The following is an 18512-nucleotide window of genomic DNA, read 5'->3' as shown; positions in this document are numbered from 1 at the left end:
ATTTTACCGGGGATGGTGGGATTCAAGGTTGCCGGCTGCTAGCTATGTGCCAGCAACCGAGGCAAAAACCTTGGGGCTCAGACCGGATCGCTTATGGCTCTTCGGTTTTGAGCTCTTGTTCAATCTTTTGGATTTCCTGGGCAAATGCCTGGTCGAGCAGGCTGGCTCGCTTGCGCCATGGTTTGCGTTCAGGTTCAGGCTGGGCGGCGTAAGTGGTGACTTCTCCGCCGTAAACGTCCTTGTAACGTTGCTCCTGGCGCTCAAGTTCCGCGCGCAGTTCATCTTTCGTCACATCGTTACCTAATTGAGTTGAGTGTAAATACGTTGCAGCGTTATGCCGGAATGCGCCCTCGACGTGTTCCAAGTTGAAGCGCAGAACGTTCAAGTTGAAATAGGCACGGGCGGCCACTTGTTAGTGGTGCATTCGAGGCGGATAGTTGCGATCGACAATGCACGGTAGGTGCATCATCTGGCGAGTTCCAGCCCCGCTGATCGAGCCGGGCGGACCTGCGCATAGAGTGCATTATAGCCGTGCATTTGAATAACACTATCAGCATAAAGTTAAAAACCGTCAACTTTGTGTGAGCGTTTTGTTACACAGGCGTGGCGGTAATTGCACAAATTCTGGCGCCATAAACTCAACCCAACTTCAGACATTATTAAGCGTGACTTAATTTTACTCAGCGCTTCGGGTCGACTCGGCCCAGGTCGCTCGCAAATTGCGATAATCGAATGATCGTCCGATAATCGCACAATGTTGTCGGCGCTGCCTTGTGCATCCCGGCTGACACGGCTTGTAATAGCAGCCGAACCCCTCTGCGTTCGACAATAAGAGAAAGGATCCCGACATGAACGATCAATTGCGCAACTCTTTCGCGTCAGTGGCGCCGCCGATCGTTGCTTCCCCAGCCAAGCGTATCCAGGCGTTCACCGGCGATCCGGACTTTATGACTTCCCTGGCTCGCGGCCTGGCCGTGGTGCAGGCGTTCCAGGAACGCAAGCGCCACCTCACCATCGCCCAGATCAGCCACCGCACGGAAATCCCCCGCGCCGCCGTGCGCCGTTGCCTGCACACCTTGATCAAGCTCGGCTACGCCACCACCGACGGGCGCACTTATTCGCTGTTGCCCAAAGTGCTGACCCTGGGCCATGCCTATTTGTCGTCCACACCGCTGGCCGTGTCGGCCCAGCCTTACCTGGACCGCATGAGCGAGCAGCTCCACGAAGCCTGCAACATGGCGACCCTCGAAGGCGACGACATTCTCTACATCGCCCGTTCGGCCACCACCCAGCGCCTGATTTCCGTGGACCTGTCGGTGGGTGGGCGCTTGCCGGCCTATTGCACCTCCATGGGGCGCATCCTGCTTGCTGCGCTGGACGACGCCTCGCTGCAGGATTACCTCGACCACGCCGACCTGCAAACCAAGACCAGCCGCACCCTGACCACCCCCGAAGCGCTGTTCGAATGCCTGCAACAAGTGCGTCAGCAGGGCTGGTGCATTGTCGACCAGGAGCTGGAGCAGGGCCTGCGTTCCATCGCGGTGCCGGTGTATGACGCCTCGGGTCAGGTGCTGGCCGCGCTGAACGTCAGTACCCACGCCGGGCGCGTCAGCCGCAGTGAGCTGGAACAGCGCTTCCTGCCGAGCATGCTCAGCGCCAGCCGTGAGTTGAGCGCGCAACTGTTCGCTTAAGCTGTTCGGTCACCGCACAGATCCCGGTTTGCTCAATTGACGGTGTTTCCCCCGACTTATTACTGTGCGGCAGCGCTGTTGAAGCGCCCCAATAATAACGACGGCCGCAGGTCGTCAGCCCGCCATCGGTGTGGAAATAAAAACAATGAATCAGCCTTCTGTCGGTTCCACGTTGGACGTCCAGTCCTTCATCAACGCCCAGCCCCTGTCACGTTATCAGTGGCGCGTGGTGATCCTGTGTTTCCTGATCGTTTTCCTCGACGGCCTCGACACCGCTGCCATGGGCTTTATCGCACCGGCACTGTCCCAGGACTGGGGCATTGATCGCGCCAGCCTCGGCCCGGTGATGAGCGCTGCGTTGATCGGCATGGTGTTTGGTGCCCTCGGTTCCGGCCCGTTGGCCGACCGCTTTGGCCGTAAAGTGGTGCTGGTGGGCGCGGTGCTGGTGTTTGGCGCGTTCAGCTTGGCCTCCGCTTACAGCAGCAACGTCGATCAGTTGCTGGTGCTGCGTTTTCTCACCGGGCTTGGCCTGGGCGCCGGCATGCCGAATGCCACGACGCTGCTGTCCGAATACACACCGGAACGCCACAAATCATTGCTGGTGACCAGCATGTTCTGCGGCTTCAACCTGGGCATGGCCGGTGGCGGGTTTATCTCGGCCAAGCTGATCCCGGCGTTCGGCTGGCATGCCTTGCTGCTGATCGGCGGCATCCTGCCATTGATTCTGGTGGTGGTGCTGATGCTGTGGCTGCCGGAGTCGGCGCGCTACCTAGTGGTGCGCAACCGGGGCACCGACAAGGTGCGCAAAACCCTCTCGCCCATCGAACCCAGCATCGTCGCCCAAGCCAGCAGCTTCAGCGTGCCCGAGCAAAAAACCGTCAAGGCGCGCAACGTGTTTGCGGTGATCTTCTCCGGCACCTACAGCGCCGGCACGTTGCTGCTCTGGCTCACCTACTTCATGGGCCTGGTGATTGTCTACCTGCTCACCAGTTGGTTGCCGACCCTGATGCGAGACAGTGGCGCCAGCCTGGAACAGGCCGCGTTCATCGGTGCGTTGTTCCAATTCGGTGGCGTGTTGAGCGCGGTGGGCGTGGGCTGGGCGATGGACCGGTTCAATCCGCACAAGGTTATCGGCATCTTCTACCTGCTGGCCGGGGTGTTTGCCTACGCGGTAGGGCAGAGCCTGGGCAATATCACCGTGCTGGCAACCCTGGTGCTGGTTGCCGGGATGTGTGTCAACGGTGCGCAGTCGGCAATGCCGTCTCTGGCCGCGCGTTTCTACCCGACCCAAGGCCGCGCGACCGGCGTGTCGTGGATGCTCGGCATCGGTCGTTTCGGCGCGATCCTTGGCGCCTGGATGGGCGCAACCTTGCTGGGCCTGGGCTGGAACTTCGAACAGGTGCTCACCGCTCTGGTGATCCCGGCTGCATTGGCCACCGCTGCGGTGGTGATCAAGGGCATGGTCAGCCATGCGGATGCGACCTGAGGCTGATCGATAGCTTGCCAACAATCCGTTCGATAATCGAACACTGAGTCGATTATCGGATTGTTTGGCCCATTTCCCCGGCTTAATCTTCAAGCACTTCGGCGCCACCTCAGCGCCTTTTTCGATCCATACCGGGAGCCCGAACCCCATGGCTGAAATCCTCGCGCTGCGTGACGCGGTGAAGCAATTTGTGAACGACGGTGACACCGTCGCGCTGGAAGGCTTCACCCACCTGATCCCAACGGCAGCAGGTCATGAAATCATTCGTCAGGGCAAGAAAGACCTGACGCTGGTGCGTATGACGCCTGACCTGATCTACGACCAGTTGATCGGTGCCGGCTGCGCCCGCAAGCTGATTTTCTCCTGGGGCGGCAACCCGGGCGTGGGCTCCTTGCATCGCCTGCGTGATGCGGTCGAGAAGCAATGGCCGCAACCGCTGGAAATCGAAGAACACAGCCACGCCGACCTGGCCAATGCCTACGTCGCCGGCGCCTCCGGCCTGCCCTTCGCGGTGCTGCGTGCCTACGCCGGTTCTGACCTGCCCAAGGTCAACCCGCTGATCAAGACCGTGACCTGCCCCTTCACTGGCGAAGTGCTGGCAGCGGTGCCGTCGGTGCGTCCGGACGTCACCGTGATTCATGCGCAAAAGGCTGACCGCAAGGGCAACGTGCTGTTGTGGGGCATCCTCGGTGTGCAGAAAGAGGCGGCCCTGGCGGCCAAGCGTTGCATCGTCACCGTCGAAGAAATCGTCGAGGACCTGAATGCGCCTATGAACAGCTGCGTACTGCCGACCTGGGCGCTGACGGCGGTCTGTCATGTGCCGGGTGGCGCGCATCCGTCCTACGCCCATGGCTACAACGAGCGTGATAACCGCTTCTACCAGGCGTGGGACCCAATCGCCCGCGACCGTGGGACCTTCACCGCCTGGATCAATGAATACATCCTCGGCACTGCCGACTTCAGCGAATTCCAGGCCAAGCTGGCCACCGTGCAGGAGGCCAAGTAATGGCTTACTCGACCAATGAAATGATGACCGTCGCCGCCGCGCGCCGCCTCAAGAACGGCTCCGTGTGCTTCGTCGGCATCGGCTTGCCGTCCAAGGCGGCCAACCTGGCGCGCCTGACCTCGTCGCCAGATGTGGTGCTGATCTACGAGTCCGGTCCGATTGGCGCCAAACCGTCGGTATTGCCCCTGTCCATCGGTGATGGCGAGCTGGCGGAGACTGCCGACACTGTCGTACCGACCGGTGAGATTTTTCGCTACTGGCTGCAGGGCGGGCGCATCGACGTGGGCTTTCTCGGCGCGGCTCAGGTCGACCGTTTCGGCAACATCAACACCACGGTGGTCGGTGACTACCACAAGCCTAAAGTGCGACTGCCGGGAGCCGGTGGCGCGCCCGAGATCGCCGGTTCGGCCAAGAGCGTGTTGATTATCCTCAAGCAATCGGCACGTTCGTTTGTCGACAAACTCGACTTCATCACCTCAGTCGGCCATGGCGAAGGCGGCGACTCGCGTAAACGCCTGGGCCTGCCGGGCGCCGGTCCTGTAGGGATCATTACCGACCTGTGCATCATGGAGCCGGAGGAGGGCACCCATGAATTCGTGGTCACCGCGCTGCACCCTGGGGTGACCCGTGAACAGGTAGTGGCCGCGACCGGTTGGGCGATTCGTTTTGCCGACCAGGTCGACACCACCGCCGAACCGACTGACGTAGAGCTGACCGCCCTGCGTGACCTTGAAGCACGCACTGCGGCCGCCCATGGCCAAGCGCCTGGAGAAGCCTGATGCGCGATGTATTTATCTGTGATGCCATCCGTACCCCCATTGGCCGTTTCGGCGGTGGCTTGTCCACCGTGCGTGCCGATGACCTGGCAGCGTTGCCGATCAAGGCGTTGATCGAGCGCAACCCTTCGGTGGATTGGACGGCCGTCGATGAAGTGTTCCTCGGCTGCGCCAACCAGGCCGGTGAAGACAACCGCAATGTTGCGCGCATGGCGTTGCTGCTGGCGGGCCTGCCGGACAGCATTCCGGGCGTTACCCTCAACCGCTTGTGCGCCTCGGGCATGGATGCGATCGGCACCGCCTTCCGCGCGATTGCCAGCGGCGAAATGGAGCTGGCGATTGCCGGTGGCGTGGAGTCGATGTCTCGCGCACCGTTCGTGATGGGCAAGGCCGACGCGGCGTTCTCGCGCAACATGAAGCTGGAGGACACCACCATCGGCTGGCGCTTTATCAACCCGCTGATGAAGGCCCAGTACGGCGTGGATGCGATGCCGCAGACGGCCGACAATGTGGCCGATGACTACAAGGTGTCCCGCGCCGACCAGGACGCTTTTGCCCTGCGCAGCCAGCAACGTACTGCTGCGGCCCAGGCCGTTGGGTATTTCGCTGAAGAAATCGTACCCGTACGCGTCACCCATAAAAAAGGCGAAACGCTGGTGGAACACGATGAGCATCCACGGGACACCACGCTGGAAGCCCTGACCAAACTCAAGCCCGTGAACGGCCCGGATAAAACGGTGACCGCTGGCAACGCCTCGGGTGTCAACGACGGCGCCGCGGCGCTGATCCTGGCCTCAGCCGAAGCCGTCAAAAAACACGGTCTGACTGCCCGCGCCCGAGTCTTGGGCATGGCCAGCGCCGGTGTCGCGCCGCGTGTGATGGGCATTGGCCCGGTGCCAGCGGTGCGTAAGCTGGTCGAGCGCCTGGGCCTGGCCGTCACCGACTTTGACGTCATCGAACTCAACGAAGCCTTCGCCAGCCAAGGCCTGGCCGTGCTGCGTGAACTGGGCATCGCCGACGACGCGCCGCAGGTCAACCCGAACGGTGGCGCCATCGCCCTCGGCCACCCGCTGGGCATGAGCGGCGCGCGGCTGGTGCTGACGGCCCTGCACCAACTCGAAAAGACCGGCGGCAGCAAAGGCCTGGCGACCATGTGCGTGGGCGTCGGCCAAGGCTTGGCCCTGGCGATTGAACGCATCTAATAAGAGAGGACTGCACCATGAGTGACAAGCCTGGATACCGGCGCCCGCAAGCGGGCACTCAACCTGATTACCTGCACCCGGCCTACCAGTCGACGAACCTGCGCTCGCCGTCCCAGCCGTTGGTGTTCCTGCCACATTCCTTGTCGGAAATCACCGGCCCGACCATCGGCGCCGAACGCATCAATGAGAAGGACAACGACCTCACGGCCCAGCATGAAGGCGAGCCCCAAGGCGAACGCATCATCATTCATGGCCGTGTACTCGACGAAAACGGTTTGCCTGTGCCAGGCATTCTGGTGGAGATCTGGCAGGCCAACGCCGCCGGTCGCTACAACCACAAGCGCGACCTGCACGACGCACCGCTGGACCCGAATTTCACCGGCACCGGCCGCACCGTCACCGATGCCGATGGCTGGTATCAATTCCAGACCATCAAGCCCGGCGCCTACCCGTGGGGCAACCACCACAACGCGTGGCGCCCGGCGCATATCCACTTCTCGCTGTTCGGCCCGAGCGTGCTGACGCGGCTGGTCACGCAGATGTACTTCCCCGGCGACCCGCTGCTGGAATACGACCCGATCTACAATTGCGTGCCGGACACCTCGGCCAAGCAACGCTTGATCGCCCGTTTCGACCTGGAAAAAACCATTCCTTCCTATGCCCTCGGCTACCGCTGGGACATCGTCCTGCGCGGCCGCGACGCCACGCCGATGGAGAAATGAGATGACACTCAACGCGACCACGTCCCACACCGTCGGGCCGTATTACCACATCGGCCTGACCTGGCTGAACCGCGAAGACCTGACCGTGAGCGCCACCCTCGGTGAACGTGTAGCGATCAGCGGGCAAGTGGTGGACGGCAATGGCGATGTCGTCAACGACGCCATGCTCGAAGTCTGGCAGGCCAATGCCGCCGGTAAATATGACCATCCGGAAGACGAGCAAGACAAAGCCGTCGACCCGAACTTCGAAGGCTTCGGCCGGGTGCCTGTGGATGCTGAAGGGCGGTTTCGCTTTACCACCATCAAGCCGGGTGCGGTGCCGGGCCTGAAAGGCACGACCCAGGCGCCGCACCTGGTGGTGCTGGTGTTTGCCCGTGGCTTGGTGAAGCACTTGCTGACGCGGATCTATTTCGAGGGCGAGGCGCTGAATGGGGATGACCCGTTGCTGGCGTGTGTGCCGGCAGATCGGCGCGAAACCTTGATTGCCAAGCAGGATGCAGAGGGTGTGCATCAGTGGAGTGTGGTGTTGCAGGGCACAGATAAGGAAACGGTGTTCTTCGATTATTGATCACTAGCGGCGGCAAGTTTCAAGTTGCAAGCGTCAAGGAAACGCGGGCATCGCCGCAGCTCTTCTCTTGCAGCTTGAAGCTTGAAGCTTGCAACAGCGCCAATTGCGGAACATGGTTGTTGCAAAGTATGTCTAGGCTATAACCGTTCCCACTGAGTGAAAAAACATGACAACAACAACCAGTCACTACACCGGAGAAGAACGCAGCAAACGGATTTTTGCGATCGTCGGGGCATCCTCCGGCAACCTCGTCGAATGGTTCGACTTCTACGTCTACGCCTTCTGCGCCATTTACTTTGCACCGGCGTTTTTCCCGTCGGACGACCCCACGGTCCAACTGCTCAACACTGCCGGTGTGTTCGCTGCCGGCTTCCTGATGCGACCTATCGGTGGTTGGCTGTTTGGCCGGGTGGCCGATAAGCACGGGCGCAAGAACTCGATGATGATCTCGGTGCTGATGATGTGCGCCGGTTCCCTGGTCATCGCTTTCTTGCCCACCTACAAAGACATCGGCGCCTGGGCTCCGGCGTTGCTGTTGGTGGCGCGGCTGTTCCAGGGCCTGTCGGTGGGGGGCGAATACGGCACCACCGCGACCTACATGAGTGAAGTCGCGCTCAAGGGCCAGCGCGGTTTCTTCGCCTCGTTCCAGTACGTGACCCTGATCGGCGGGCAACTGCTGGCGGTGCTTGTAGTGGTGATCCTGCAACAGATCCTCACCGAAGAAGAATTGCGCGCCTGGGGCTGGCGGATTCCGTTCGTGATCGGCGCCATTGCGGCGGTGATCTCCCTGTTGCTGCGTCGCACCCTCAAGGAAACCACCAGCAAGGAAATGCGCCAGGACAAGGACGCCGGCAGCGTGGCCGCGTTGTTCCGCAACCACAAGGCGGCCTTCATCACCGTGCTCGGCTACACCGCCGGTGGCTCGCTGATCTTCTACACCTTTACCACTTACATGCAGAAATACCTGGTGAACACCGCCGGGATGCACGCCAAGACCGCCAGCTACATCATGACCGGCGCGCTGTTCGTGTACATGTGCATGCAGCCGCTGTTCGGCATGCTCTCGGACAAGATCGGCCGTCGTAATTCGATGCTCTGGTTCGGCGCCCTTGGCACCCTGTGCACCGTGCCGATCCTGCTGACCCTGAAAACCGTGACCAACCCGTTCCTGGCCTTTGTGCTGATCTCCCTGGCGCTGGCCATCGTCAGCTTCTACACCTCGATCAGCGGCCTGGTGAAAGCGGAAATGTTCCCGCCGCACGTGCGTGCCCTGGGTGTCGGCCTGGCCTATGCGGTGGCCAACGCGATCTTCGGCGGTTCGGCGGAATACGTGGCCCTGGGCCTCAAATCCATGGGCATGGAAAACACCTTCTACTGGTACGTCACCGGCATGATGGCGGTGGCCTTCCTGTTCAGCTTGCGCCTGCCGAAACAGGCAGAGTACTTGCACCACGATCTATAAGGGACGCGTTATGACACTGCGCACGAGCAATCAATTGTTCGACGCTTACTTCACGGCGGGCAGCATGGCCGAGGTGTTCTGCGACAGGGGACGCTTGCAGGGCATGCTGGATTTTGAAGCGGGGTTGGCCCGGGCCCAGGCCCAGGTCGGCTTGATTCCCCAGGCCGCCGTCGCACCGATTGCCCAGGCCTGCCTGGCCTCGTTGTACGACGTGGATGCCCTCGGCGTGGCAATTGCCACGGCAGGGAATTCGGCGATTCCGCTGGTGAAGGCACTGGGCAAGTTGATTGCCAGTGAAGATGCCGGGGCCGAGCGCTACGTGCATCTGGGCGCGACCAGCCAGGACGTGATGGACTCCGGCCTGGTGCTGCAACTGCGGCGGGCGGTGGAATTGATCGAGTCAGACCTGATGCGTCTGGGCGACATACTTGCCGCCCAGGCCCAGCGCTACGCCGGAGTGCCATTGGCCGGGCGTACCTGGTTGCAGCATGCAACACCGGTCACCCTGGGGATGAAAATCGCCGGTTGGCTGGGGGCGGTGACGCGCAATCGGCAGCGTCTTGCTGAACTGAAACCGCGTTTGCTGGTGCTGCAATTCGGTGGCGCTTCGGGAACCCTCGCAGCGCTGGGCGAACAGGCCATGCCCGTGGCCGAAGCGCTGGCGGCTGAGTTGCAACTGACCTTGCCGGAACAACCCTGGCACACCCAACGGGATCGTTTGGTGGAGTTCGCCAGCGCCCTCGGTTTGATCGCTGGCAGTCTGGGTAAATTGGGCCGTGATATCAGCTTGCTGATGCAGACCGAAGCCGCCGAGGTGTTTGAGCCATCCGCACCGGGCAAGGGTGGTTCCTCCACCATGCCGCACAAACGCAACCCAGTAGGCGCGGCGGTGCTGATCAGCGCCTCCACCCGCGTGCCGGGCCTGGTCTCGACAATGTTCAGCGCCATGCCCCAGGAGCACGAACGCAGCCTGGGCCTGTGGCACGCCGAATGGGAAACCCTGCCGGAGATCTGCCGTTTGGTCTCCGGTGCCTTGCAACAGGCGTTGCTGGTGAGCGAAGGCCTGGAAGTCGACCCGCAGCGTATGGCGCAAAACCTCGACCTGACCCAGGGCCTGGTGTTGGCCGAAGCCGTCAGCATCGTGCTTGCCCAGCGTCTCGGGCGTGAAACCGCACATCATCTGCTGGAGCAGTGCTGCAAGCGTGCCGTCGTAGAGGGGCGTCACCTGCGTGCGGTATTGGCGGACGAACCACAGGTCACCGCCGAACTGTCCGCAACTGAACTGGACCGTTTGCTCGATCCCGCCCACTACCTGGGCCAGGCCCACACCTGGGTCACCCGCGCCGTAGCCGAACACTTTGCTTGAGGAGACCACCGTGGCCTTTGTACAACTCGCCGAGGGCGAACTGCATTACCAATTGGATGGGCCTGAGGATGCACCGGTGCTGGTGCTCTCCAACTCGCTGGGCACCGACCTGCACATGTGGGATATCCAGATCCCGGCCTTCACCCAACATTTTCGCGTGCTGCGTTTCGATACCCGTGGCCATGGCAAATCCCTGGTGACTCCAGGCCCCTACAGCATCGGGCAACTCGGTCAGGATGTGATCGCGCTGCTGGATGCTCTGGATATTCAACGCGCGCATTTTTGCGGGTTGTCCATGGGCGGCTTGATCGGCCAGTGGCTGGGCATCCATGCAGGCCAACGTCTGCAGCGCCTGGTGGTGTGCAACACCGCCGCCAAGATCGGCACACCCGAGGTGTGGGACCCGCGCATCGAGATGGTGCTGCGCGATGGCGCAGCGGCGATGGTGGCGTTGCGCGATGCGTCGATTGCACGCTGGTTCACCGCAGACTTTGCGGCGGCCAACCCACACCAGGCCAAGCAGATTACCGACATGCTGGCGGCCACATCGCCCGAAGGTTATGCCGCCAACTGTGCGGCGGTGCGTGACGCGGATTTCCGTGAGCAACTGGCTTCAATCAAAGTGCCAACCCTGGTCATTGCCGGCACCGAAGACGCCGTCACACCGCCGGCGGGTGGCCACTTTATCCAGAACCATGTGCAGGGCGCCGAGTACGCCGAGTTCTATGCGGCGCACCTGTCCAATGTGCAGGCCGGCGCTGCGTTCAGCGACTGCGTCATTGATTTTTTGTTGGCCCGCTGAGGAGCTTTTTGTGGACGAGAAACAACGTTATGCCGCAGGCCTGCAAGTGCGCCGCGAAGTACTGGGCGATGCCCATGTCGACCGCAGCCTCAATGCCCTGACCGAATTCAACAGCGAGTTCCAGGAAATGATCACTCGCCACGCTTGGGGTGACATCTGGACCCGTCCCGGTCTGCCCCGGCACACCCGCAGCCTGATCACCATTGCCATGCTGATCGGCATGAACCGCAGTGAAGAACTCAAGCTGCACCTGCGCGCCGCGGCGAGCAATGGCGTGACCCGCGCCGAGATCAAGGAAGTGCTGATGCAGAGCGCGATCTACTGCGGGATCCCGGCGGCGAATGCCACGTTTCACCTGGCGGAGTCGGTGTGGGATGAGCTGGGGGTTGAATCGCGGGAATAGGGGTTAGTGGGAGTCGGCGTCCCACACCCAATTCCACACGCCCGGCAAATGCACGGCTTCATTCACATCCCTGACCGTACGCGCCAGCGCTGCGCGCTGTAGCTGGGCCGTGTCGGTGTAGAAAGGTTCGGCGGCGGTCTTCACGCCGTTGATCCGGGCGCTGTCCAGCAGGATCTGCAGGTACTCCTGCAGATGCCGTGCGGTGTAGCGATTGATGTCGTGGAAGGTCACCACCACCGGTATCACGCCGTCCACCGTCGGCAATTCACCCAAGGCAACGCGTTCGCGCACCACCGACAGTTGCCGGTACAGGTTGGCTCGGCGGCGCGGGCTGCCGTTGAAACCCCAGATCTTGCCGTCATTGGCACTCAGGTCCGTCAGCAACACCTGCATGCCGTGGCGCTGGTAGGCGGCGAAGGTGCGGCGGTCGTAATTCCAGAACGGTGGGCGCACCAGCACGGGCGGCGCGCCGGTGATTGCGGCGATGTCGGCCGCACCTTGGGTGAGGGTGCTTTCCAGTTCGGTATCGTTCAGCCAGCGGTGGTTGGTGTGAAAGCCCGTGGCCGTGTGGAAGGCCAGAACGTGACCGGCCGCGTATTCGCGTTCCATGGTCTTGCGGCCCCGTGAACTGCCGCCGGATCGAGCGGCTTCGGTCTGCAGAAAAAACACGGCTTTGATCCCCGGCAGCACCGGGTTCTGCGCCAGGTCGGCCACCACCGAACGGCTCGGGTTGTTGTAGCCCGACGCACTGGGACCGTCATCGAAGGTCAGCAGGAAGCGGATCGGCGCCTGGGTTTGCAGGCGCTGTTCGGTCTGTGGCGTGAGAGCGATGGGCGAGCCAATGCAGCCGCTGAGGCTCAAGGCCAGGGCAAACACGGCGGATACGATGGCGAAGGATTTCATGGTGGGCGCAGGCTCGAATAAAGGCCGCTGCTGAGTGGATCAGCAGCGGCAGGCGCGCACCATACAGCAAGGTCGATGATGGTTTACAGCAGGCTTATCGGGTAACTGACGATCAACCGGTTCTCATCGAACTCATTGTTGCTGTAGTCGCGGCGCATGCTGGAGTTGCGCAGGCGCACCGTGAGGTTTTTCAGGCTGCCGCTTTGCACGGTGTAGCCCAGTTCGCTTTCGCGACCCCATTCCTTACCGTCGGTAATCGTGCCGGTGCGCACGTTGCTGCCGCTGATGTAGCGGTTCATCAGGGTCAGGCCGGGCACGCCGAGGGCGGCGAAGTTGTAATCGTGGCGTACCTGCCAGGATTTCTCCTGGGCGTTGTCGTAGCTTGAGTTGTAACTATCGTTAGCCAAAGTGCCGCCGCTGGTGCCGTTGACGCGCATCCAGGCGCTGTTGCCGGTGAGTTTTTGCAGGCCGACGTAGAAGGTGTTGCCGCCATACTTGGCGGAGAACAGGCCGGACCAGGTCTTGTTGTCCAGGTCGCCGGCGCGGGCGCTGCCATCGTCCTTGCCGTAGAAAAAGCCGAGGTTGGCGCCCAGGGTCCAGTCGCCAATGGGCTGGCTGTGGATCAGGTTGACGAACTGCTGGCTATAGATGTCCTTGAGTTGGGCATTCCACAGGCCGATCTGGGTGCGTTTGTCGTTGAACGCGTACTCGGCGCCCTGGAAGTTGAAGCGATCGGAGGTGAACGCGGTTTTTCCGAACATAGACATGTCATTCATGCTGCTGTCGTCACGCGGGCTGTTCGCGCGGAACTGGCCGCCGTAGAGGGTCAGGCCGTCGATTTCTTTCGAGGTGATCTGCCCGCCGCGCAGGGTTTGCGGCAGGGAGCGGCCGTCATCTGAGCGCAGGATCGGCAGCACCGGCATCCACTCGCCGACCTTCACTTCGGTCTTGGAAATGCGCGCCTTGAACGCCACCCCGAGACGCCCGAATTCATCCGCCGGGCGGCCATCGTGATCCAACGGCAACAGCTGGGTGCCCCCGGTGCCGCGACCGCCATCCAGCTTCAACGAATACAGCCCCAACACATCCACGCCGAAACCCACGGTGCCCTGGGTAAAGCCGGACTTGGCGTCGAGGATGAAGCTCTGCGTCCACTCCTGCGCGCCGCCCTGGGCCTTGGTGGGGTTGGTGTAGTTGCGGTTGAAGAAGAAGTTGCGCAGGTTCAGGTTGGCGCTGGCGTCTTCGAGAAAACCGTGTTCTTCAGCGACGGCGGGCAAGGCAAGACTGGCGACAGCAGTTGCCAGCAAAAGCCGGCGCGGGTGGAAAGTGCTCATGGCGAAAGGACCTGTTGTTATTGGGTTTATGCAGGTGGTGGCCATGGTGCGGGGCGGTGCGGGGGCGATGAAAGTGGGGGAGAGCGGGTTGTGGGCGATGATCGAACGCAAGTTGCTCAGCCCCAGAAAACACAAAGCCCACCAAGAGGTGGGCTTTGTTGATGCAGGTGCTATCAGAACAACTTCAGCGCCGGTGCTTCTTCTTTCAACGGCTCGTTCTTCGCGGTCTGCTCGTTCCAACCGCCGCCGAGGGCCTTGTACAGGTTGACCTCGCTGGTCAGCTGCGCCAGGCGGTCGGTGATCAGCGATTGCTGGGCACTGAACAGTTGGCGCTGGGCATCGAGGAACGTCAGGTTGCTGTCGACACCAATGCGGTAGCGACGCTCGGCCAGGCGGTAGTAATCCTGGTTGGCCGCGACGAAGCCACGTTGGGCATCCAGTTGCTGCTTGTAGGTCTCACGCGCGGCGAGGCCGTCGGAGACTTCCTGGAAGCCGGTCTGAATGGCCTTCTCGTAGTTCGCCACGTTGATCTCTTTCTGGATCTTCGAGTAGTCCAGGCTGGCGCGCAGACTGCCAGCGTTGAAGATCGGGATGTTGATCTGCGGGGCGAACGACCAGGTGCCCGAACCACCCTTGAACAAGCCGCCCAGGTTCGGGCTCGCGGTGCCGGCGCTGGCGGTCAGGGTGATGCTCGGGAAGAACGCAGCACGGGCTGCGCCGATGTTGGCGTTGGCGGCCTTGAGGTTGTACTCGGCCTGGACGATATCGGGACGACGTTGCAGCAGGTCGGACGGCAAGCCAGCCGGCACTTCGCTGAGCAGGTCATCCGACAGCGGCTTGCTGGCGATATTCGCCGGCAGGCCGGTGCCCAGCAGCAGGGTCAGGCTGTTTTCGTCCTGGGCCACCTGGCGGGTATAACGCGCCAGGGCGACCCGGGCGTTTTCCACCGAGGTGCGCGACTGGCTCAGGTCGAGGGCCGAGGCCACGCCGACTTCGTTGCTACGCGAGGTCAATCGGTAGCTTTCTTCGAAAGCACCCAAGGTGTCCTTGGTCAGCTTGAGCAGCTCCTTGTCGGCCTGCCAGGTCAGGTAGGCATTGGCCACACTGGCCACCAGGCTGATCTGGGTACTGCGCCGTGCTTCTTCAGTGGCGAAGTACTTTTGCAGGGCTTCTTCGCTCAGGCTGCGTACGCGACCGAACAGGTCCAGCTCATAGGAACTGATCCCGAGACCGGCCGAGTATTGGCTGCTGATGGTCGATTCGCCAGTCTGCGACAGGCGGGCCGGAGTACGCGAACGGCTGCCGCTGCCCGTGGCCGATACGGCCGGGAACAGGTCGGCGCGCTGGATCTGGTACTGCGCGGCATAGGCGTCGATGTTCAGCGCCGCGACACGCAGGTCACGGTTGTTCACCAGCGCGGTCTGGATCAGCTGTTGCAGGGCAGGGTCATGGAAAAACTGCTTCCAGCCCTGCTCGGCAGCGGCCTGGCTCGGCGCCTGGGCCGACGAATACGCCGGCCCCTGCGGGAACTGTGCGGCCACCGGCGCTTCGGGGCGCTGATAGTCAGGTATCAGCGAGCAGCCACTGAGCACGAATGCCGTGACCGCTAGGGAAAGTAGCGACTTGCTCATTGGCCAGCCTCTTTAGGGGTTTCAGTTGTGTCAGTCTTTTTACGTTCGCCAACGGCGGATACGGTTGCGAAGAACAAAGGCACCCAGAAGATCGCCAGCACAGTGGCCGTGATCATACCGCCAATTACACCGGTACCGATGGCGTGCTGGCTACCTGAGCCGGCGCCGGAGGAGATCGCCAGCGGCAGTACGCCGAGGATGAACGCCATGGAGGTCATGATGATCGGGCGCAGACGCATGCGAGATGCCTCGATGGCCGCCTCGACGATGCCTTTGCCCTGCTCGTGAAGCTCTTTGGCGAACTCCACGATCAGGATGGCGTTCTTCGCCGCCAGCCCCACCGTCACCAACAAGCCCACCTGGAAGAACACGTCGTTGGACAGCCCGCGCATGCTGGTGGCGATCAACGCACCCACTACACCCAGCGGCACTACGAGTACCACCGCAATCGGGATCGACCAGCTTTCGTACAGGGCCGCGAGGCACAGGAACACCACCAACAGCGACAGGGCGTACAGCGCAGGCGCCTGGGAGCCGGACAGACGTTCTTCGTACGACAGGCCCGTCCAGGCATAGCCCACGCCGGCCGGCAATTGCTTGGCGATACGCTCGACTTCGGCCATCGCATCACCGGTACTGTAGCCCGGTGCCGGAGTACCGAGGATTTCCATCGCCGCTACACCGTTGTACCGCGAGAGCTTCGGCGAACCGTAGATCCACTTGCCCGAGGAAATGGCCGACATCGGCACCATCTTCCCGGAGTCACTGCGCACGTACCACTTGTCCAGGTCTTCCGGCGACATCCGGCCAGCGGCTTCGCCTTGCACGTACACCTTCTTCACCCGACCACGGTCGATGAAGTCGTTGACGTAGCTGCCACCCAGGGCAATCGCCAGGGTCTGGTTGATGCTCGACAAGGTGATGCCCTGGGCGCTGGCCTTCTCGTCGTCGACGGTGAGTTCGTACTGCGGCTCATCGTTCACGCCGTTAGGACGCACACCCGCCAGGATCTTGCTTTGTGCAGCGGCACCGAGGAACTGGTTACGCGCTTCCATCAGTTTTTCGTGGCCGACACCGCCCTGGTCTTGCAGGAATACGTCGAAACCGGTGGCGTTACCCAACTCCAGCACCGAAGGCGGCACGATGGCAAATACCATGGCGTCCTTGAAGGCGCCGAAGAAGTAACCCTGGGCACGCTTGGCCACTTCGAATACCGACATGGACGAATCGCGTTCATCCCATGGCTTGAGCATCACGAACGCCAGGCCCGAACTCTGGCCACGACCGGCGAAGTTGAAGCCGTTGACGGTAAACACCGATTTCACGGCCTTGCCTTCGCCCGGCTCGCCTTCCTTGTCGTTGAGCAGGAAGGCACGCATGTCGTCGATGACTTTTTGCGTACGCTCAGCCGAAGAACCGACCGGGGTCTGCACCTGGGCAAAGATCACGCCCTGGTCTTCTTCCGGCAGGAACGCGCTCGGGATGCGGGTGAACAGCCAGATCATGCCGACGAAGATGATCAGGTACACGAAGAATGCCGGAAACTTGTGCTTGATCATGTTGCCCACGCCGCGCTCGTAGCTCAGTACGCCACGGTCGAAGGTGCGGTTGAACCAGCCGAAGAAACCACGCTTGGGTTGGCCGTGTTTCTCAGGGTCGATCGGCTTGAGCATGGTGGCGCACAAGGCCGGGGTGAAGATCAGGGCAACCAGTACCGACAACGCCATGGCCGAAACGATGGTGATGGAGAACTGTTTGTAGATCACACCGGTAGAACCACCGAAGAACGCCATCGGCAACAGTACCGCCGACAGTACCAGGGCAATACCCACCAGGGCGCCCTGGATCTGGCCCATGGATTTCACCGTCGCTTCTTTAGGCGATAGGTGTTCCTCGGCCATTACCCGCTCGACGTTTTCCACCACCACGATGGCATCGTCCACCAGCAAGCCGATGGCCAGGATCATGCCGAACATCGTCAGGGTGTTGATGGTGAAGCCGAACGCGGCCAGGATCCCGAAGGTACCCAGCAATACCACCGGCACCGTCATGGTGGTGATGATGGTGGCGCGGAAGTTCTGCAGGAACAGGAACATCACCAGGAACACCAGCACGATCGCTTCGACCAGGGTGTGCACCACACCGGAGATCGATTCGGTCACCACCGGCGTGGTGTCATACGGCACCACTGCCTTCATGCCAGGCGGGAAGAACGGTTCCAGCGACGCCACGGTGGCGCGGATGGCCTTGGCGGTGTCCAGGGCGTTGGCGCCCGATGCGAGCTTGATCGCCATACCGGAAGCTGGCTTGCCGTTGAACTGCGCACTGATGCTGTAGTTCTGGCCGCCCAGTTCGATACGTGCGATGTCACGCAGGCGAACCTGCGAGCCGTCGGCGTTCACCTTCATCAGGATCTTGCCGAACTGCTCGGCAGTCTGCAGACGGGTCTTGCCGATGATGGTCGCGTTCAGCTGGGTGCCGGGCAGGGCAGGCAGGCCGCCCAATTGGCCGGTGGCCACCTGGACGTTCTGGGCCGCGATGGCGGTGCTGACGTCGACCGGGGTCAACTGGTAGTTGTTCAGCTTGGCCGGGTCGAGCCAGATCCGCATGGCGTACTGCGAACCGAACACCTGGAAGTCACCCACACCCGCGGTACGCGAGATCGGGTCCTGGATGTTGGACACGATGTAGTTGGACAGGTCGTCCTTGGTCATGCTGCCGTCTTCCGACACCAGACCGATCACCATCAGGAAGTTCTTCACCGACTTGGTCACGCGGATACCCTGTTGCTGCACTTCTTGCGGCAGCAATGGGGTCGCCAGGTTCAGCTTGTTCTGCACCTGGACCTGGGCGATATCCGGGTTGGTACCCTGGTTGAACGTCGCGGTGATGGTCATGCTGCCGTCGGAGTTACTGTCCGAGGCGACATAACGCAGGTTGTCGATACCGTTGAGCTGTTGCTCGATGACCTGCACCACGGTGTCCTGCACGGTTTGTGCGGACGCGCCTGGGTAGGTCACCTGGATGTCGATAGCGGTAGGCGCAATGGCCGGGTATTGGTTAATGGGCAACTTCAGGATCGACAGTGCCCCGACCAGCATGATCACCAGGGCAATTACCCAGGCGAAAATGGGACGGTCGATAAAAAATTTCGACATGG

The 18512-nt window shown here is 61.8% G+C and carries 16 protein-coding genes; 11 read left to right on the top strand and 5 right to left on the bottom strand.

Features of this window, described 5'->3' with window-relative positions:
- Nucleotides 1–91 precede the first annotated feature (91 nt).
- Nucleotides 92–292 carry a hypothetical protein gene (locus H096_RS29105; RefSeq protein WP_003189295.1) on the bottom strand — a complete coding sequence of 67 codons (201 nt, stop codon included), beginning with the start codon at nucleotides 290–292 and terminating at the stop codon, nucleotides 92–94.
- Nucleotides 293–848: 556 nt separating this feature from the next.
- Between H096_RS29105 and pcaR the strand changes: the two genes are divergently transcribed.
- The 11 genes from pcaR to pcaC all read left to right on the top strand — a co-directional run bounded on the left by pcaR (nucleotide 849) and on the right by pcaC (nucleotide 11484).
- Nucleotides 849–1691, top strand: a complete 843-nt coding sequence (gene pcaR, locus H096_RS29100; protein WP_025855315.1) for a pca regulon transcriptional regulator PcaR — start codon at nucleotides 849–851, stop codon at nucleotides 1689–1691.
- A 145-nt stretch (nucleotides 1692–1836) separates the two neighbouring features.
- Complete coding sequence (locus H096_RS29095; RefSeq protein ID WP_033902729.1) at nucleotides 1837–3177, top strand: MFS transporter; 1341 nt, start codon at nucleotides 1837–1839, stop codon at nucleotides 3175–3177.
- Nucleotides 3178–3325: 148 nt separating this feature from the next.
- Complete coding sequence (locus tag H096_RS29090) at nucleotides 3326–4183, top strand: CoA transferase subunit A (RefSeq protein WP_033902728.1); 858 nt, start codon at nucleotides 3326–3328, stop codon at nucleotides 4181–4183.
- On the top strand, nucleotides 4183–4962 hold the full coding sequence (locus H096_RS29085) for a CoA-transferase subunit beta (protein ID WP_033902727.1): 780 nt from the start codon (nucleotides 4183–4185) through the stop codon (nucleotides 4960–4962). Before H096_RS29090 ends, H096_RS29085 begins: the two co-directional genes overlap by 1 nt.
- Nucleotides 4959–6161 carry a 3-oxoadipyl-CoA thiolase gene (pcaF, locus tag H096_RS29080; protein WP_191983027.1) on the top strand — a complete coding sequence of 401 codons (1203 nt, stop codon included), beginning with the start codon at nucleotides 4959–4961 and terminating at the stop codon, nucleotides 6159–6161. Before H096_RS29085 ends, pcaF begins: the two co-directional genes overlap by 4 nt.
- Nucleotides 6162–6178: 17 nt before the next feature.
- A complete protein-coding gene (pcaH, locus tag H096_RS29075) occupies nucleotides 6179–6883 on the top strand; it encodes a protocatechuate 3,4-dioxygenase subunit beta (protein WP_017137233.1) in 705 nt (234 codons plus the stop codon).
- 1 nt (nucleotide 6884) lies between these two features.
- Nucleotides 6885–7451 carry a protocatechuate 3,4-dioxygenase subunit alpha gene (gene pcaG, locus H096_RS29070; protein ID WP_033902725.1) on the top strand — a complete coding sequence of 189 codons (567 nt, stop codon included), beginning with the start codon at nucleotides 6885–6887 and terminating at the stop codon, nucleotides 7449–7451.
- Nucleotides 7452–7617: 166 nt separating this feature from the next.
- Complete coding sequence (locus tag H096_RS29065) at nucleotides 7618–8913, top strand: MFS family transporter (protein WP_016975088.1); 1296 nt, start codon at nucleotides 7618–7620, stop codon at nucleotides 8911–8913.
- Nucleotides 8914–8923: 10 nt separating this feature from the next.
- Complete coding sequence (locus H096_RS29060; protein ID WP_033902724.1) at nucleotides 8924–10279, top strand: 3-carboxy-cis,cis-muconate cycloisomerase; 1356 nt, start codon at nucleotides 8924–8926, stop codon at nucleotides 10277–10279.
- Nucleotides 10280–10289: 10 nt separating this feature from the next.
- A complete protein-coding gene (pcaD, locus tag H096_RS29055) occupies nucleotides 10290–11081 on the top strand; it encodes a 3-oxoadipate enol-lactonase (protein WP_033902723.1) in 792 nt (263 codons plus the stop codon).
- Between the two features lie 10 nt (nucleotides 11082–11091).
- A complete protein-coding gene (gene pcaC, locus H096_RS29050; protein ID WP_033902722.1) occupies nucleotides 11092–11484 on the top strand; it encodes a 4-carboxymuconolactone decarboxylase in 393 nt (130 codons plus the stop codon).
- Between the two features lie 3 nt (nucleotides 11485–11487).
- Here pcaC and H096_RS29045 read toward each other — a convergent pair whose 3' ends face one another.
- From H096_RS29045 to H096_RS29030, 4 genes are all read right to left on the bottom strand, one after another.
- Nucleotides 11488–12387, bottom strand: coding sequence for a polysaccharide deacetylase family protein (locus H096_RS29045; protein WP_033902721.1), 900 nt, complete (start codon nucleotides 12385–12387; stop codon nucleotides 11488–11490).
- Nucleotides 12388–12470: 83 nt separating this feature from the next.
- Nucleotides 12471–13721 carry an OprD family porin gene (locus tag H096_RS29040; RefSeq protein WP_033902720.1) on the bottom strand — a complete coding sequence of 417 codons (1251 nt, stop codon included), beginning with the start codon at nucleotides 13719–13721 and terminating at the stop codon, nucleotides 12471–12473.
- A 173-nt stretch (nucleotides 13722–13894) separates the two neighbouring features.
- Entirely contained in the window at nucleotides 13895–15352 is a 1458-nt protein-coding gene (gene adeC / locus H096_RS29035) for an AdeC/AdeK/OprM family multidrug efflux complex outer membrane factor (protein ID WP_033902719.1), read from the bottom strand.
- On the bottom strand, nucleotides 15349–18510 hold the full coding sequence (locus H096_RS29030) for an efflux RND transporter permease subunit (RefSeq protein WP_033902718.1): 3162 nt from the start codon (nucleotides 18508–18510) through the stop codon (nucleotides 15349–15351). The genes adeC and H096_RS29030 overlap by 4 nt, the downstream gene beginning before the upstream one ends.
- Nucleotides 18511–18512: the final 2 nt, after the last annotated feature.

Origin of the sequence: Pseudomonas sp. FH1, assembly GCF_000510895.2 — a bacterium.
GTDB classification, from domain to species: Bacteria; Pseudomonadota; Gammaproteobacteria; order Pseudomonadales; family Pseudomonadaceae; genus Aquipseudomonas; species Aquipseudomonas azotoformans_A.
This window is presented reverse-complemented; position numbering and strand designations above follow the sequence as displayed.

Bases quoted from the DNA above. Each gene is read 5' to 3' on its own strand.
- pcaR (WP_025855315.1), top strand. From the start codon at position 849: ATGAACGATCAATTGCGCAACTCTTTCGCGTCAGTGGCGCCGCCGATC.
- H096_RS29095 (WP_033902729.1), top strand. From the start codon at position 1,837: ATGAATCAGCCTTCTGTCGGTTCCACGTTGGACGTCCAGTCCTTCATC.
- H096_RS29090 (WP_033902728.1), top strand. From the start codon at position 3,326: ATGGCTGAAATCCTCGCGCTGCGTGACGCGGTGAAGCAATTTGTGAAC.
- H096_RS29085 (WP_033902727.1), top strand. From the start codon at position 4,183: ATGGCTTACTCGACCAATGAAATGATGACCGTCGCCGCCGCGCGCCGC.
- pcaH (WP_017137233.1), top strand. From the start codon at position 6,179: ATGAGTGACAAGCCTGGATACCGGCGCCCGCAAGCGGGCACTCAACCT.
- pcaG (WP_033902725.1), top strand. From the start codon at position 6,885: ATGACACTCAACGCGACCACGTCCCACACCGTCGGGCCGTATTACCAC.
- H096_RS29065 (WP_016975088.1), top strand. From the start codon at position 7,618: ATGACAACAACAACCAGTCACTACACCGGAGAAGAACGCAGCAAACGG.
- H096_RS29060 (WP_033902724.1), top strand. From the start codon at position 8,924: ATGACACTGCGCACGAGCAATCAATTGTTCGACGCTTACTTCACGGCG.
- H096_RS29045 (WP_033902721.1), bottom strand. From the start codon at position 12,387: ATGAAATCCTTCGCCATCGTATCCGCCGTGTTTGCCCTGGCCTTGAGC.
- H096_RS29040 (WP_033902720.1), bottom strand. From the start codon at position 13,721: ATGAGCACTTTCCACCCGCGCCGGCTTTTGCTGGCAACTGCTGTCGCC.
- adeC (WP_033902719.1), bottom strand. From the start codon at position 15,352: ATGAGCAAGTCGCTACTTTCCCTAGCGGTCACGGCATTCGTGCTCAGT.
- H096_RS29030 (WP_033902718.1), bottom strand. From the start codon at position 18,510: ATGTCGAAATTTTTTATCGACCGTCCCATTTTCGCCTGGGTAATTGCC.